The 14,340-nt window shown below is 68.4% G+C and carries 15 protein-coding genes; 1 reads left to right on the top strand and 14 read right to left on the bottom strand.

The window, feature by feature from the left end; all coding sequences use genetic code 11:
- Positions 1 to 383 precede the first annotated feature (383 nt).
- The 13 genes from ACYVF6_RS01170 to rplJ all read right to left on the bottom strand — a co-directional run bounded on the left by ACYVF6_RS01170 (position 384) and on the right by rplJ (position 12,884).
- Positions 384 to 1,067, bottom strand: a complete 684-nt coding sequence (locus ACYVF6_RS01170; RefSeq protein WP_460514745.1) for a hypothetical protein — start codon at positions 1,065 to 1,067, stop codon at positions 384 to 386.
- Positions 1,064 to 1,810: a hypothetical protein gene (locus ACYVF6_RS01165; RefSeq protein WP_460514743.1), complete on the bottom strand. Its 747-nt coding sequence runs from the start codon at positions 1,808 to 1,810 to the stop codon at positions 1,064 to 1,066. The genes ACYVF6_RS01170 and ACYVF6_RS01165 overlap by 4 nt, the downstream gene beginning before the upstream one ends.
- The gene (locus tag ACYVF6_RS01160; RefSeq protein ID WP_460514741.1) at positions 1,780 to 3,159 is read right to left on the bottom strand and encodes an Mce/MlaD family protein; all 1,380 of its coding nucleotides are present in this window, start codon (positions 3,157 to 3,159) and stop codon (positions 1,780 to 1,782) included. Before ACYVF6_RS01160 ends, ACYVF6_RS01165 begins: the two co-directional genes overlap by 31 nt.
- The gene (locus ACYVF6_RS01155; RefSeq protein ID WP_460514739.1) at positions 3,159 to 4,388 is read right to left on the bottom strand and encodes an Mce/MlaD family protein; all 1,230 of its coding nucleotides are present in this window, start codon (positions 4,386 to 4,388) and stop codon (positions 3,159 to 3,161) included. The genes ACYVF6_RS01160 and ACYVF6_RS01155 overlap by 1 nt, the downstream gene beginning before the upstream one ends.
- A gap of 7 nt (positions 4,389 to 4,395) precedes the next feature.
- Positions 4,396 to 5,562: an Mce/MlaD family protein gene (locus ACYVF6_RS01150; protein WP_460514737.1), complete on the bottom strand. Its 1,167-nt coding sequence runs from the start codon at positions 5,560 to 5,562 to the stop codon at positions 4,396 to 4,398.
- Complete coding sequence (locus ACYVF6_RS01145) at positions 5,559 to 6,545, bottom strand: Mce/MlaD family protein (RefSeq protein ID WP_460514735.1); 987 nt, start codon at positions 6,543 to 6,545, stop codon at positions 5,559 to 5,561. The genes ACYVF6_RS01150 and ACYVF6_RS01145 overlap by 4 nt, the downstream gene beginning before the upstream one ends.
- On the bottom strand, positions 6,542 to 7,585 hold the full coding sequence (locus ACYVF6_RS01140) for an Mce/MlaD family protein (RefSeq protein WP_460514733.1): 1,044 nt from the start codon (positions 7,583 to 7,585) through the stop codon (positions 6,542 to 6,544). Before ACYVF6_RS01140 ends, ACYVF6_RS01145 begins: the two co-directional genes overlap by 4 nt.
- Positions 7,582 to 8,916 (bottom strand): MCE family protein, encoded by a 1,335-nt coding sequence (locus ACYVF6_RS01135; RefSeq protein ID WP_460514731.1) that lies wholly within the window; start codon positions 8,914 to 8,916, stop codon positions 7,582 to 7,584. The genes ACYVF6_RS01140 and ACYVF6_RS01135 overlap by 4 nt, the downstream gene beginning before the upstream one ends.
- Positions 8,917 to 8,922: 6 nt before the next feature.
- Positions 8,923 to 9,795, bottom strand: a complete 873-nt coding sequence (locus tag ACYVF6_RS01130) for an MlaE family ABC transporter permease (protein ID WP_460514729.1) — start codon at positions 9,793 to 9,795, stop codon at positions 8,923 to 8,925.
- 107 nt (positions 9,796 to 9,902) lie between these two features.
- A complete protein-coding gene (locus ACYVF6_RS01125) occupies positions 9,903 to 10,676 on the bottom strand; it encodes an MlaE family ABC transporter permease (protein ID WP_460514727.1) in 774 nt (257 codons plus the stop codon).
- A gap of 31 nt (positions 10,677 to 10,707) precedes the next feature.
- Entirely contained in the window at positions 10,708 to 11,658 is a 951-nt protein-coding gene (locus ACYVF6_RS01120) for an ABC transporter ATP-binding protein (protein WP_460514786.1), read from the bottom strand.
- A gap of 210 nt (positions 11,659 to 11,868) precedes the next feature.
- Positions 11,869 to 12,261, bottom strand: coding sequence for a ribosomal protein bL12 (rplL, locus tag ACYVF6_RS01115; protein WP_460514725.1), 393 nt, complete (start codon positions 12,259 to 12,261; stop codon positions 11,869 to 11,871).
- Between the two features lie 56 nt (positions 12,262 to 12,317).
- The gene (rplJ, locus tag ACYVF6_RS01110; protein WP_460514723.1) at positions 12,318 to 12,884 is read right to left on the bottom strand and encodes a 50S ribosomal protein L10; all 567 of its coding nucleotides are present in this window, start codon (positions 12,882 to 12,884) and stop codon (positions 12,318 to 12,320) included.
- A 302-nt stretch (positions 12,885 to 13,186) separates the two neighbouring features.
- On the opposite strand from rplJ, the gene ACYVF6_RS01105 reads away from it, so the two are divergent.
- The gene (locus ACYVF6_RS01105; RefSeq protein ID WP_460514721.1) at positions 13,187 to 13,711 is read left to right on the top strand and encodes a hypothetical protein; all 525 of its coding nucleotides are present in this window, start codon (positions 13,187 to 13,189) and stop codon (positions 13,709 to 13,711) included.
- Here the strand turns inward: ACYVF6_RS01105 and ACYVF6_RS01100 are convergent.
- Positions 13,708 to 14,286 carry a hypothetical protein gene (locus ACYVF6_RS01100; RefSeq protein WP_460514719.1) on the bottom strand — a complete coding sequence of 193 codons (579 nt, stop codon included), beginning with the start codon at positions 14,284 to 14,286 and terminating at the stop codon, positions 13,708 to 13,710. The two genes, ACYVF6_RS01105 and ACYVF6_RS01100, sit on opposite strands and share 4 nt — an antisense overlap.
- Positions 14,287 to 14,340: the final 54 nt, after the last annotated feature.

The following is a 14,340-nucleotide window of genomic DNA, read 5'->3' as shown; positions in this document are numbered from 1 at the left end:
GTGCTGAGATGCAGCTGCACGGGCCCGCCGGCCGGCGGGTCTGCGATCGATCAACTTCTCGATCTGAGAAGGAGCATGACCCCGATCACCGTCGGAAGTCAAGCGTCATCGCCGCCCAACTCGACTCCGAAAGGTGACGTATGGGGAGAGCCGGGGAGATAGCGGAAGGGAGAAGGTCACAGTTGGGCATCAGTTCGGAGGGCCGCCGGGCGCCCGCGTGTCGGCCGCGGCCGGCAGCCGGGTTCGGCTGACGTCTGGCGCGCTGCCCGCCGCCCCGGGCAGGCGGCCGGCTCCGCAGCCGGCGACGGGCGCGCCATCGCCGGCGGCGATCGCGAGGGGCGGGCTGGCCGTCGAACGGCGAAGTGCGCGAGCCGTCGGGAACCCTAGAGCGCCTGGACGCTGGCGACCAGCCACCGGTCGTCGGTGCGTTCCATGGTCATGCGGACGCGGTTGAGGTCGGTGCGCTTGCCGGAACGGAGGGTGGAGCTGGTCGTCTGGTTGACGAACAGCAGCGTGACCACCCGGTCCGGGGTCGCGGAGACGACGGAGCCCTTGATCACCTGGGCGGACACGACGGCCTTGATCTTCAGCGCGCTCGGCCGGACGACGGTCGTCGTGGTCTTGGCGTACTGGTCGGCGAAGCCCGGCGCGAGGTGGCGCTTGGCCTTGGCGAAGTCCTTGTCGAGGTGGCGGTAGTCGTAGGACAGCATGTCGACCGCGGCCGTGGTCGCCGCCGAGACGGCTTGGGTACGGGCGTCGTCGACGCGGGAGGCCTGGTAGGCCTGGTAGCCGAAGACGGCGATCAGCACGAGCAGTACGACAAGGAGCGCCGCCAGGCCCGGGATCAGCCACGCGAACCAAGCCGGCCCCTGCGCCGTGCGGTCGGGCGGGGACGGCGGCTCATCGGGTGCCGCCTGCTCCTCGGCGGCGTCGGAGCCGGTCGCCTCGGCGGCGCCCTGGGCGCCCTCGGCGTCGTCGTCCAGAGGCTCGGTCGGCCGGTCTGCCGGTTCCACGGTCTCAGTCTTCCCCGCCGTCAAGGTGTTGGTCAGCTTGGTCAGGTCGCTCATCCAACCACCTGCAGGTCGACCACGCGCCAGCCTTCCGGCTCCTTCGACAGGTCCAGCTGGAAGCGGTAGTGCCGCACCTCCGGCTGCTTGGTGAGGACGTTGCTCACCTTTCCGTCCGCGACCACCAGGGCCCGCGCGGAGTCCTGGTCGAAGCTCACCAGGCCCGCCTCGAGCACCGTGCCCTTGGCGATCATCTTGTTCTCCGAGAGCAGCTTGCGCAGCTCGGTGAACACGTTCGAGCTCTGTTTGGCCAGGTCACCGGCCGCCAGCTGCTGGACGCGCTTCATGTCGGTGTCGAACGAGCGGTAGTCGAGCGTCGTGAAATTGACGGTGAGCTGCCGCGCCACGCGGAGCGCCTCGGCGCGGTTCTCGCGTTCGGAGGCGGCCGCCCGGGACTGTGCCGCCAGGAAGCCGACCGCGACCAGCGCGCCGACGACGAGCACGATCAGCGTGACCAGGACGGGCGTGCCGCCGGCGAAGAAGCGCCCGGCCAGCCGGGGCTCACTGCCGGAGGCCGCTCCCCCACCGCCGGCGGCCGTCTCCGGCTCGTCGGTGTCCGAGGCATCCTCGGCAGCCTCGGCCTCCGCCGGCTCGGGCTCGGCAGCCTTCCCAGCCGCCACGTCGTCCGCGGGCGCCGCCTCAGCGATGTCCGCGGCCTCGCCGGCGTCCGGCTTGGCGGCGCTGCCTTCGTCAGCACCCACATCCTCGGCGCTCACTCCGTCAGCGGCCCGATCAGCAGCCATTTCCACGAATCCTCTCCAAAGGCACCGTACTGCCCGCCCAGAGAGCCGATCTCCGCCACGGTGCCGTCCGGCAACCTGATCTTTCCGGTGGCCGGGTCGTAACCCGTCGCGCCGTACTGGTCGGCGGTCTCGTCCGCCGGCGACGGCGCCTTCTTGCTCGACGTCGACGAGCCCTGGCGGGTGTCCGCCGGGCTCGGCGTCTGCGGCGTGTCCTCGTCGGGCGACAGCGGCGAGCGCGGCAGGTGCTTCTCCTTCGCCGGCTTCGGCGCGAACTGCGACCCGCGCATCGTCGTCGTCTCGTCCTCGCAGCCGGCCTTGTCGTTGGCCGCACGCGGCTTCACGTCCTCGGGCGGCCGCTTCTTCGTCGACTCGTAGCCCTTGCGGCACGAGCCGGGGCTGAGCGAGAGCTGCAGGCCGAAGTGCGAGGTGTAGTGCCCGGTGAGCGGGTCCTTGTCGATCACGGCGAAGCTGCCGACCAGGACGTGCGGATAGAGAATCAAGATGTGCTGGACGCCCTCGAGCCGTGCCTCCACGATCTGCCCGGTCGTCAGCATGTTCCCCAGCAGCACCGGTACGTCGCCGCGGTTCTCCTCCACCAGTCCCTGCACCTGCTCGGCGGTCGCGACACCCTGGTCGAGCACCGTACGCAGGTCCTGGTCCGACTCCACCACGGTGTCGGACAGCCCGGCGAGGTCCTTCGCGAAGCTCTTGATCGAGTCGCCGGAGTCGCGCTGGGTCGAAAGCACGGTCTGGCTGTCCTCGATCAGGCCGACGGTCTCGTCGAGGTTGTCGTTGGCGCTGTGGATCAGCAGGTTGCCGTTGTCGACCAGCCGCGACAGGTCGTTGCCCGTGCCCGAGAACCCCTTGCCCAGCTCGTCGAGCACCGTCACCAGGTCTTCCTTCGGCACCGACTCCACGAGCTTGTCGACGTCGAGCAGCAGTGCCGTCGTCGGCAAGGGTGTACGCGTGTCCTTGCGCGGGATCGTCGCACCCTCGGCCAGGAACGGCCCACCGTGTCGCCGCGGCTGCAGGTCGACGTACTGCTCACCCACTGCCGACCGGTTGGCCACCACCGCGAGCGTGCTCGCCGGGATCTCGGTGCCCTTGTCGAGCTCGAGCTCCACGTGCACACCGTTCTTGGTGGGGTCGAGCGCGCCCACCCGGCCGACCGTGACGCCGCGGTAGGTCACCGCCGCGCCCTCGAAGATGCCGCCGGCCTCGGCGAAATCGGCGCGGACGGAGTAACCGCTGCTCCCCCACCCGACGTACCGGACGCCGGCGAACCCAATTCCGACCGCCGTCAGCAGGACGAAGATCATCAGCTGGACGCGCACCCTGCGGCTGACCATCACAGACCTCCCAGCAGCAGGTTGGCGAGGTCGTCGGAGTCGTCTGAGGACGAACCGTTCGAGCTCGGCTTGGGCGTCGACGGCTGCACGCCCTCCGGGCAGTTGATGATCGGCGGCAGGCAGATCGTCGGCAGCGGGATGATCGGCGTCGGCGCGTCGGTGGGCTGTGGCAGGCTCGTCGGAACCGGCAGGTTGGTCGGCAGCGGCACCGGGTTGTTCGTCGGCAGCTGGATCGGCCCCTGCCCCGACAGGATCGTCTGCAGGTCGAGGTCGAGCGTGAGCTGCAGGTTGACGTAGTCGCCGCGTACGGTGTCGGCCGCCGAGTCGGCGAAGGGATACGTGAACAGCACCTGCAGCGACTTCGGCAGCGCGTCTCCCGACTTGGCCAGCTCGGTGAGGATCGGCTCGAGGGAGTTCAGGTTGGCCACCAGGTCTTCCTTGCTCGACTCGATCACGCGCGTGCCGACCTCGCCGAGCTTGGACAGCTCGGTCAGGAGCTTGGTGAGGTCCTTGCGCTGGTCGGCGAGGATCGTGAGCGCTGCCGGCAGCTCGTCGACGGTCGTGGCGATGGTGTCGCGCTGCTTGGCCAGCGACGCCGCCAGCTTGTCGAGGTTGTCGATCGCGCGGGTGATCTCCTGCTTGTTCTCGTCCAGCTGGGACAGCAGCAGGTCGAGCTGTTTCAGCAGCTCCTTGACGTCGGCCTCGCGGCCGCCCAGCGCCTTGTTGAGCTCGGTCGTGATCGTCTTCAGCTGGGCTACGCCACCACCGTTGAGCAGCAGCGACAGCGCCGACAGCACCTCTTCGACCTCGACGTTGCGGCCGGTACGCGCCAGCGGGATCACGTCACCGTTGCCGAGCCGGCCGTACGTCTGCGCCCCTGTCGACGGCCGCCCGAGCGAGACGAACTTCTCGCCGAGCAGGCTGGTCTGCCGGATCTGCGCGGTCGCGTTGTCGGGCAGCTTCACGTTGGAGCGGACGCGCATCTGGACCTTGGCGGTGTAGCCGTCGAGCCAGATCTTCTCGACCTCGCCGACGCTCACGTCGTCGACCTTCACCGACGAACGCGGCACGAGGTCGAGCACGTCCCTGAACTCCGCGGTGACGTGGAAGACCTGGTCACCGGAGGCGACACCGCCGGGCAGCGGCAGGCTCTGCACGGAGAACGAACAGGCCGAAAGCAGCACCGCCACGGCGCCGAGCAGCCCGACCAGTCGTCGCATGCGCTTCATCGGGCGGTCACCGTCCCCCGTCGGGCGGGAGGATGCCGCCGAGTGTCAGGTCACGGGAGGGCGCGGAGTTGTTGGCACCCTCCGCCGGGCCGCCCGGAAGCTCAGGCAGGTCGGGCAGGATCGACAGGACGCTGCGCAGGTCGTCGCAGACCGACTGCGGCTGCCCGGTCTGCAGCAGCAGCGAGCAGAGGTAGAGCCCCGGATCGTCGAGCTGGGCGAAGTTGTCGCGGGTGTCGAGTGTGCCGGTCTTGGAGTTGTACGCCTGGTCGAGGTTGGCCAGCGCGACCGGGCCCTTCTCCAGCACCTCCCGCAACGCGTCCTGCTGCTTCACCAGCGTCTTCGAGAGCTCGGTGAGGCCGTCGACGTTCTTGCGCAGCTCGTCGCGGTTGTCGCGGATGAACGACTGGATCTCCTTCAGGGCGACCGCCAGCTCTGCCAGCGCCCGCTGCAGGTCCTCGCGCTCGCCGGACAGCTGGCGCGCGACCTCCTCGAGATCGGAGTTGAACGCGCGGACGTGCTCGTCGTTGGCCGCGAGCTTGCCGGTGAACTGCTCCAGCTGGCGTACGGTCGCGAACAGGTCCTCGCGGCTGCCGGACAACGTGCCGGTGGCGTCGGCGAGGTCCTCGACCGTGGTGTGGAGCTTCTTGCCCTGGCCGTCGAGGTTGTTCGCGCCGGTCTTCAGCAGATCCGACAGCGCGCCTTCCTGGTTGGCGCCCTCGGGGCCCAGCGCGACGGCCAGGTCGTCGAGGCTGCTGTAGATCCGGTCGAGCTCGACGGGCGTCGCGGTCTCGGCGAGCGGGATGTCGTGCCGGTCGGGCATGACCGGGCCGCTCTTGTAGACCGGCGTGAGCTGCACGAAGCGGTCGCTCACCAGCGACTGCGCGACGATCACCGCCCGGGCGTCGACCGGGAGCTTGTACTTCGCGTCGTAGCTCATCTCGACCCGCACCGACGTGCCTTCGGGCGTCACCTTGTCGACGGTGCCGATCGGTACGCCGAGCACGCGGACGTCGGACCCGGCGTACAGGCCGACCGTACGGCCGAAGTGGGCCGTCAGGTGCCGCTGCGGCGGGTCGGGCCACAGTGCCCACACCATCGTGGCGAGAACCGCGACCGCCACGACGACGGCGACGATGTGGACTCCCTTGGTCCAGCGCGTGAGGAGAGTGCTCATCGGTTGGCTCCCGTCACCTGTGGGACCGCGGGCAGCGGAACGAGGTTGGGGATGTAGGTGTCGAACCACGGGCCGGTGCCGAGCGTGCTGGCGAACACCCGGACGAACGGCGCCAGCAGCTCGATGCTCTTGTCGAGGTTGTCCTGGTTCTTACGCAGCACCGCAACGACCGACGCGAGCCGGGCCAGGGTCGGCTCCAGCTGGTCGCGGTTGTCCTCGACCAGGCCGGTGATCTGGTCGGAGAGGTCCTGCGCGGTCACCAGCAGCTCGTGGATCAGCTGCCGCCGCGCCTTGATCTCCTTCAGCAGCAGGTCGCCGTCGCGCAGCAGCTTCACCAGCTGGTCGTCGCGGTCGGACAGCACCTTGGTGACGGTGTTGGTGCGATCGAGCAGCTGGGTGATCTGCTTGTCGCGTTCGGCGATCGTGCGCGACAGCCGCGACAGACCCTTGAGCGAGGCCCGGACCTCCTCGGGGGTGTTGGCGAACGTCGCGTCGAGCGTCTCCAGCGCGGTCGCGAGCTGCTGGGTGTCGATCCGTTCGGTGGTCGTGGTGAGGTCGGACAGCGCCTCGAGAACGTCGTAGGGCGCGACCGTACGCGAGCGCGGGATCTCGGCGGCGGGGTCGAGCCGGCCGGTTCCCGAGGGCTCCAGCGAGAGGTACTTGCGGCCGAGCAGGGTGCGGATCCGGATCGACGCGCCGGTCTCCTTGCCGAGCCGCACGTCGTCCTGCTGGACCTTGAACGCGACGCGTACGTGGTCGCCGTCGAGCTCGACCCGCTTGACCTCACCGACCCGGACGCCCGCGACACGTACCTCGTCCTTGGGCCGCAGCCCGCCGGCCTCGGTGAACTGCGCGGCGTACGTCGTGCCGCCGCCGATCACGGGCAGGTCGCCGGCGTTGAACGCGCCGTAGACCAGCACGCCGAGCGCCGCCAGGCCGACAGCGCCGATGATGAACGGATTCCGCTCCCGGAAGGCCTTCATCGCTGGCACCTCCCCGTCGTCACGTGGAGGCCCGGACGTACCAGCTCCTGACCGGTGGGCAGCACGACCCGGCCGTCGAAGTCGCACATGTAGAAGTTGAACCAGGAGCCGTACGTCGCCGTGCCGGTGATCTTCTGGAGCTTGTTCGGCATGTTCTGCAGCGTGCGCTCGACGATCGCGCTGTTGTCGTCGAGCGTTCCCGCGACCTTGCCGAGCTGGGCGATGTCGTCCTTCAGCGGGCCGCGGGAGTCTTCCAGCAGGCCGGACGTCTGCTGGTTGAGCTCGACGATCGCCGACAGCGAGTCGCCGATGGCCTTGCGGTCTTCGGAGAGCCCGGAGACGAACCTCTGCAGCTCGCTGACGAGCAGGGCCAGCTTCTGGTCGCGGTCGGCGACAGTGCCGAGCACGACGTTGAGGTTGTCGATCAGGTCTCCGATCACCTTGTCGCGGTCGGCCAGCGTGCTCGTCAGCGACGCGGTGTGGGCCAGCAGGCTCTCGACCGTGCCCGCTTCGCCCTGCAGAACCTGGATGATCTCGTACGCGAGCTGGTTGACGTCCTGCGGCGACAGCGCGGCGAACAGCGGCTTGAAGCCGTTGAACAACACCGTGAGGTCGAGCGCGGGCTGGGTCTGGGTGAGCGGGATCGTGGCGCCGTCGGCCAGCTGGTCGGGCGAGCCGGCGCCTTCGCTGAGCGAGATGTAGCGCTGACCGACGAGGTTGCGGAACCGGATCGCCGCCTGGGTGCTGCGGGCGAGCTTCTGGTCCTGGTCGACGCTGAACGTCACCTCCGCGACGGCTCGGGAGCCGTCGCCCAGCACCTTGATGCGCTTGACCTCGCCCACCTGGACGCCGGCGATCCGGATGTCGTCACCCTTCTCGACACCGGTGGCGTCGGTGAAGATCGCCTTGTACTCGTCGGTGTCGCCGAGTCCGACGTTGCCGATCGTGATCGCGAGACCGGCCGTGGCGATGCTCGTCACCACGAAGAAGATGACCAGCTTGACCAGCGAGCCGGCGGTTTTGCCGTCGAGCCCTCTCATCGCAGGTTCACCTCCGAGCCGCGCGCCATCGGGCCGAACAGCAGCGTCGCGATGTCGGGTACGTCCTCCGGCGAGGTGCCCATGGCCGGCGCGGCGATCGCGTCGATCAGCTCCTGCTCCTCTTTCGTACCGGCGTATCCGCTGGTGGGGTTGAAGATCCCGGACGCCGACGCGTCATCGTCGTCGACGCCGACCTGTGCGTCGGACGCGGGCGCGGGGTTCTTCTGGCTGTAGGGCGGGTTGGGCAGGCCGTGGCAGGCCGGGCCGCTGTCGTCGAGGAACTCCGGCTTGTCGTTGGCGTCGTAGGCCTGGCGCTGCGGAACGAGCTCCAGGGTGATGTGGAACGCCGGCGCGCTGCCGGGGTAGTGCTCGCCGCCGCCGAACGCGTCCTCGAACCGTGGGATGTAGTTGACCATGGCTTCGATCAGGCACTTGTACTCCGGTGAGTACGTCTCGAGCAGGTCGAGCGTCGGCCGGCTGATCTCGCCGACGCTGATCAGCGAGGCCTCGTTCTGCTCCAGGAACGTACGGCCGGACGTGCTCGTCGCCGCCAGGTCGGTGAGGAAGTCGTGCAGGACCTGCTTCTTGAGTACGACGGTGTTGCCGGTCTTGGTGGTGTTCTCCAGCAGCCGCATCAGGTCGGGCGTGGCGTCGTCGTAGATCGCGGCTACGTCGGCCAGCTTGGAGATGTCGTCGTTGGCGGCCGGTACGTGGGGGTTGATCTGCTTCAGATAGCCGTTCAGCAGAACGAGGTTCGCGCCCACGTCGTCGCCGCGGCCTTCCAGCGCGGTAGCCATGGCGTTGAGTGTGGCGTTGAGCTGCTCGGGCTTGATTGTGCGCAGCAACGGCAGCGTGTCGTCGAGCACGGTCTCGAGCTCGATGCCGACGCTCGACTTGTCGCGGGTGATCACGTCGCCCGCGGCCAGCCGCTTGGTGGCCGGCTCGGACGGCACGACCAACTCGACGTACTTCTCGCCGAACAACGTCTTCGGCAGAATGCGCGCCGTCACGTTGGACGGGATCGCTTCCATCGTCTCGGGCTTGAGCGCGAGGTCGATCGTCGCTCCACCGCTCTCGTCGACGTCGACGTCGCGTACCTCGCCGACCAGCAGGCCGCGCAGCTTCACATCGGCGTGCTTGGACAGCTGCAGGCCGACGTGCGAGGTCTGCAGCGTGACGTCGGTGCTGTGGACGAAACTCTTGTTGAAGAAGGCGTAGGTGAGCCAGCCGAAGAACACCAGCAGCGCGAGGAACGCCACGCCGAGCACCTGCCGGCCCGCCCGGCCGGCCAGCCGCCTGCTCCGAAGCTTCGTTCTGGGTCGCTGCGCCATCGCTGCCTACCCTGCCAGTCTCACGGTGGTCGTCGCACCCCAGATCGCCATCGACAGCAGGAGGTCGACGACGTTGACCGCCACGATCGACGCGCGGATCGCCCGGCCTACGGCGACGCCGACGCCCGCGGGCCCGCCGGACGCGTGGTAGCCGTAGTAGCAGTGGATCAGGATGATCGTGATCGCGAAGATCAGCACCTTGCCGAACGACCACAGCACGTCGTACGGAACGAGGAACAGGTCGAAGTAGCTGTCGTAGGTGCCCTCGGACTGGCCGTAGTACTGCGTGATGATCAGCCTGGTCGCGAAGTAGGACGAGAACAGGCCGATGACGTAGAGCGGGATGATCGCCAGCAGGCCGGCGATGATGCGGGTGGTGACGAGGTAGGGCAGCGACGGCACGCCCATCACCTCGAGCGCGTCGACCTCCTCGTTGATCCGCATGGCGCCGAGCTGCGCGGTGTATCCCGCGCCGACGGTCGCGGCCAGCGCGATGCCGGCGATCAGCGGCGCGATCTCGCGGGTGTTGAAGTAGGCCGAGATGAAGCCGGAGTAGGCGCCGGTGCCGAGCTGTTGCAGCGCGGAGTAGCCCTGCAGGCCGACCTCGGTGCCGGTGAAGAACGCGAGGAACGCGATCACACCGACCGTCCCGCCGACGACGGCGAGCGCGCCGGTGCCGAACGTCACCTCGGCGAGCAGGCGGAGGATTTCCCTGCCGTAGCGGCGGATCGTACGTGGCGTCCAGGCGAGCGCCCTGAGGTAGAAGGCGAGCTGGCCGCCGAGCGCGTCGAGCCAGTTGAACGGGCGGGCGGCGGTGCGCCGCGCCGCCTGGGCCACCCGGTTGGGTGGACGGTCTTGTAGGGCAGGGATCTGCGACATCCTCGCTCATGCCCCCTTCGGCGGCACGAGCTGACTGTGCTTGCCCGGGGGACGACCCCCGGACCCCCGCGGCAGCGTCACGGCGCTGTGGCTCAGCAGCATCCGCGTCACGCTCCCTTCGGCGGCACAAGCTGGAAGTAGATGGCCTGCATCACGAAGTTGGCCAGGAACAGCAGCATGAACGTGATGACGACGGACTGGTTCACCGCGTCGCCGACGCCCTTCGGGCCGCCGCCGGCGTTCATGCCCTTGTAGCTCGCGACCATCGCGGCGATGAAGCCGAACACCAGCGCCTTGATCTCGCCCGCCCACAGGTCGGACGGCTGGGCCAGCGCGGTGAACGACGCGATGTAGGCGCCGGGCGTGCCGCCCTGGAGCACGACGTTGAAGACGTAGCCGCCGATCACGCCGACGACCGCGACCAGGCCGTTCAGGAAGCCCGCGACCAGCATCGCGGCGACGACTCTCGGCACGACCAGGCGCTGCAGCGGGTCGATGCCGAGCACCTCCATCGCGTCGATCTCCTCTCGGATCTTGCGGGAGCCGAGGTCGGCGCAGATCGCGGAACCGCCCGCGCCGGCGATGAGGAGTGCGGTCGCGATCGGGCTGGCCTCGCGTACGACCGCCAGCACCATCGCCGAGCCGGAGAACGCCTGCGCGCCGAACTGCTTGATCAGCCCGCCGACCTGCAGCGCGATCACCGCACCGAACGGAATCGCGACGAGTGCGGTCGGGACGATCGTGACGCTGGCGAGGAACCAGGCCTGCTGGATGAACTCGCGGATCTGGAGGGGACGGCGTGGGACGTTGCGGAGAACGTCGAGGACGAATGCGAACAGCCGGCCACTCGCACGGATGGGAGTGGCGGGCGTCCAGCTCACCGAACACCGCCTCTGCGGGCGCGGGCCGGCATCACGCGTAGACCTCGTCGTCGAGGAACGAGCCGGGGGGAGGGTTGACGCCGTTGTCGATGCACCACTGGCCCGGTGGGCGCTGCGTCATCCGCGGACGGCCGTCGGACGGGAGCATCTGGAGCGGGATCGCGGGCAGCGGCGGCGGCTGCACGCCTGCCTCGGCCTCGGCGGCCAGCTCGTCGACGTCCTTCTCCTCGGTCATGCCGATCGGACCGTATCGCTTGGCGCCGAGGAACTGGCGTACGACCGGCTCCTCAGACGACAGCAGCATCTCGCGCGGCCCGAACATGGCCAGGTGCCGGTGGTAGAGGAGCCCGATGTTGTCGGGCATGGTGCGCGCGGTGTTGACGTCGTGGGTGACGATCAGGAACGTGGCCTCGGTGCGCTGGTTGAGGTCGACGATCAGCTGGTTGATGAACGCCGTGCGCACGGGGTCGAGCCCGGAGTCGGGCTCGTCGAACAGGATGATCTCGGGATCGAGGACGAGCGCGCGGGCAAGGCCGGCGCGCTTGCGCATGCCGCCGGAGATCTGGCCGGGGAGCTTGGTCTCCGCGCCGACCAGACCCACCATGTCCATCTTCTCCATGACGATGTCACGGATTTCGCGCTCGGACTTGCGAGTGTGCTCTCGCAGGGGGAATGCAACATTGTCATAAAGATTCATCGAGCCGAACAGCGCGCCGTCCTGAAATAGCACACCGAACAATTTCCGCAGCTCGTACAAATCACGTTCACGGCAGGTAGCTACGTCGTAACCCTCGATATATATGTGCCCTTGATCCGGCTTCAGAAGTCCGACCAGAGATTTGAGAAATACGGACTTGCCAGTTCCGGAAGGCCCCAGCATGACGCTGATTTCGCCGGCGGGGAGATCGAGCGTGACGTCACGCCAGATCAGCTGTCCCCCAAAGGACTTCGTGAGCCCTTCGACGCGAATCTCAACGCCCACAGGCGTGCGCTCCCTTGCAATTTGGGCGAAGCGGGCACAGCGATGGGCATGGCAGCCCTGTTCGTACCCAACGAGGCAGTGGTCGCCTAGGTTACGCGCCAGTAAACCGGGTTGTGAAGCCCCTTTGCACGAAATTGCCCGAGAGCAAAGCAAAGCGCCCTGCTTTCCCCAAAAGCGGGGAAAGCAGGGCGCTTTGTGCGCTTTAGCTCGTCACTTCAGGGTGACGGTGGCGCCGGCGGCCTCGAGGGCCTCCTTGGCCTTGTCGGCCGCTTCCTTGTTGGCCTTCTCCAGGACCGGCTTGGGCGCACCCTCGACCAGGTCCTTGGCCTCCTTCAGGCCGAGGCTGGTGAGCGCGCGCACCTCCTTGATGACCTGGATCTTCTTGTCACCGGCGGCCTCGAGGATGACGTCGAACTCGTCCTTCTCCTCAGGAGCCTCGGCACCACCGGCCGCGCCACCGGCGGCCGGCGCGGCGGCAACGGCGACCGGAGCGGCCGCGGTGACGCCGAAGGTGTCCTCGAACTGCTTCACGAACTCGCTGAGCTCGAGGAGGGTCATCTCCTTGAACGACTCGAGCAGCTCGTCGGTGCTGAGCTTAGCCATGAGTGGGTGTTACCTTCCGTGGGTTCTTGATGGACCAGATCGGGCGCGTACGTCAGTCAGCTTGCGTCTGCGTCGCTGGTGTCGCTCGTGTCGCCGGCAGCGCCGCCCTCGGACTCGACCTTCTGCCGAAGTGCTTCGGCGAGCTGGGCGGTCTTCGACAGCGGTGCCTGGAACAGCGCGGCCGCCTGGCTCAGCGATGCCGACATGGCACCGGCGAGCTTGGACAGCAGCACCTCGCGCGACTCCAGGTCGGCGAGCCTGGTGATCTCGTCGACGCCGAGCGTCTTCCCCTCGAGGAAACCGCCCTTGATCACGAGCTGGGGGTTGGCCTTGGCAAAGTCACGCATGCCCTTGGCGACCTCAACCGGGTCACCACTGATGAACGCGATCGCCGATGGCCCGTTCAGCAGGTCGTCGAAACCCTCGACGCCGGCTTCCTTGGCCGCGATCTTGGTCAGCGTGTTCTTCACCACGGCGTAGCTGGCGTTTCCACCGAGTCCGCGCCGCAATTCCTGCAGCTGCTTCACGGTGAGCCCGCGGTACTCGGTCAGCACTGCACCGCTGGACTCGCGGAACTGGTCCGTGAGCTCAGCGACGGCGGCTGCCTTGTCCGGCCTCGCCATGGGTCTCCTTCGTCAGTGTGGCTGACCGCCTGTCATGGCGAAGAAGATGCTCAGAACATGAGAAACGCCCCACGCAGGCTGCGCGAGGCGTCTGGCCAGGCTCCATCGAGACTGACGTTGGTCCCACTCACCTGCGCAGGCCGTCCACGTTCTCGTGGATCCTTCGGCCGCTCCTGTTGGAGACGGCAAACCGGCGGTCTTCGGCAGGTTTGACAATACAGTACGGCCCTGTAGCACGCCAAAAGCGGCCCCAGGCCAGTGGACGGGGACCGGTCCCGAATGTCCGGTCCTATAACGGTCGCATGCCTCGAACGATGTTACGTCCGGCCGGCGCGGTGCTTCTGACGGCCGCGGCACTGTCGGCTCTGACCGCTCTGGCCGGGTGCGGCTCGGCGGACCTGCCCACCGCCGACCCGACGTCCGGGCGGACGACCTCGGCGTCACCGTCTCGTACCGCATCGCCCACCCGGACGCCGACGGCCACGGCCACGGCCACGCCAACCGCCACGCCCACACCGACCCAGAAGCCCCGGCCGAAGCCGAAGGACGGCACGAACCTCGACGCGTGCTACGACGGGAGCTGCGAGGTGCTGGTGACCAAGCCGGTCACGATCCGGCTCGACGGGAAACTGGGCGTACCGGAGCTACCCGTGGAGAACATCGGCCCGGACGGCGTTGACTTCCCCATCGTGCTGCCCGACGGCACATCGGTCGGCATGCTCGGCCAACGACCCGACCAGGGCGGTCCGTCCGGGGTCAACAAACTGCGGGTCTGGGTGGTCTGGCTCGGCAAGGACTCCGCGGTCATCCGGCTGGCGCCCGCCTAGAACGACCGGCCGACGACCTGCCAGCCGGCCCTGGCCTTGCGGACCATGTACGTATAGGTGACCTGCTCGGCGGGGTAGTCGACGCCGCGGCCGCGGCTGCTCTCCTTCACCGTGTACGGGGCGATCCTCGCCTTGACGGTGACCCGCACCTCGTCCTTGCTGGTCGTGGCAGCCGCGCTGAGCCTGGGGCTGACGAACGCGCCGCCGGTGACCGACCCGCCTGCGGCGTAGAGCTTCGCGAAGTACGCGATCGACGCCTGGCAGGGCGCGCAGTCCTTGGCCACCATGGGTTTGACGTTCGAGAAGTCGCCACTGGCCGTGGCCCGGTCACTGGCGGCCATGAACTCGCGTACGAACGCCTGCGCCTCAGCAGCCACCTTCGGATCCAGCGCCATCTGCGTCGCCGAAGACCGCGCGGTGGCCGTCGTCCGCACCGTCCCGGCAGCGTGCTCGGCCGCCTGACTGGCGGTCGGCGTGCTGGCCGCGGCCGGCTGCTTCTCGGGCTCGGCGGAACAACCGGCGACGAGCCCGGCGAGCAACAGAACAGCGAGCGGGGCCATGCCTCGTACGCGCATGGCCCCGCACACTACCGGCAAACCGGACGTTTCATCCGTTCTTTCGCAAACCTC

The organism is Flindersiella endophytica, assembly GCF_054779015.1.
Note: the sequence above shows the minus strand (reverse complement) of the source record. Positions and strands in the feature narration are given on the sequence as shown.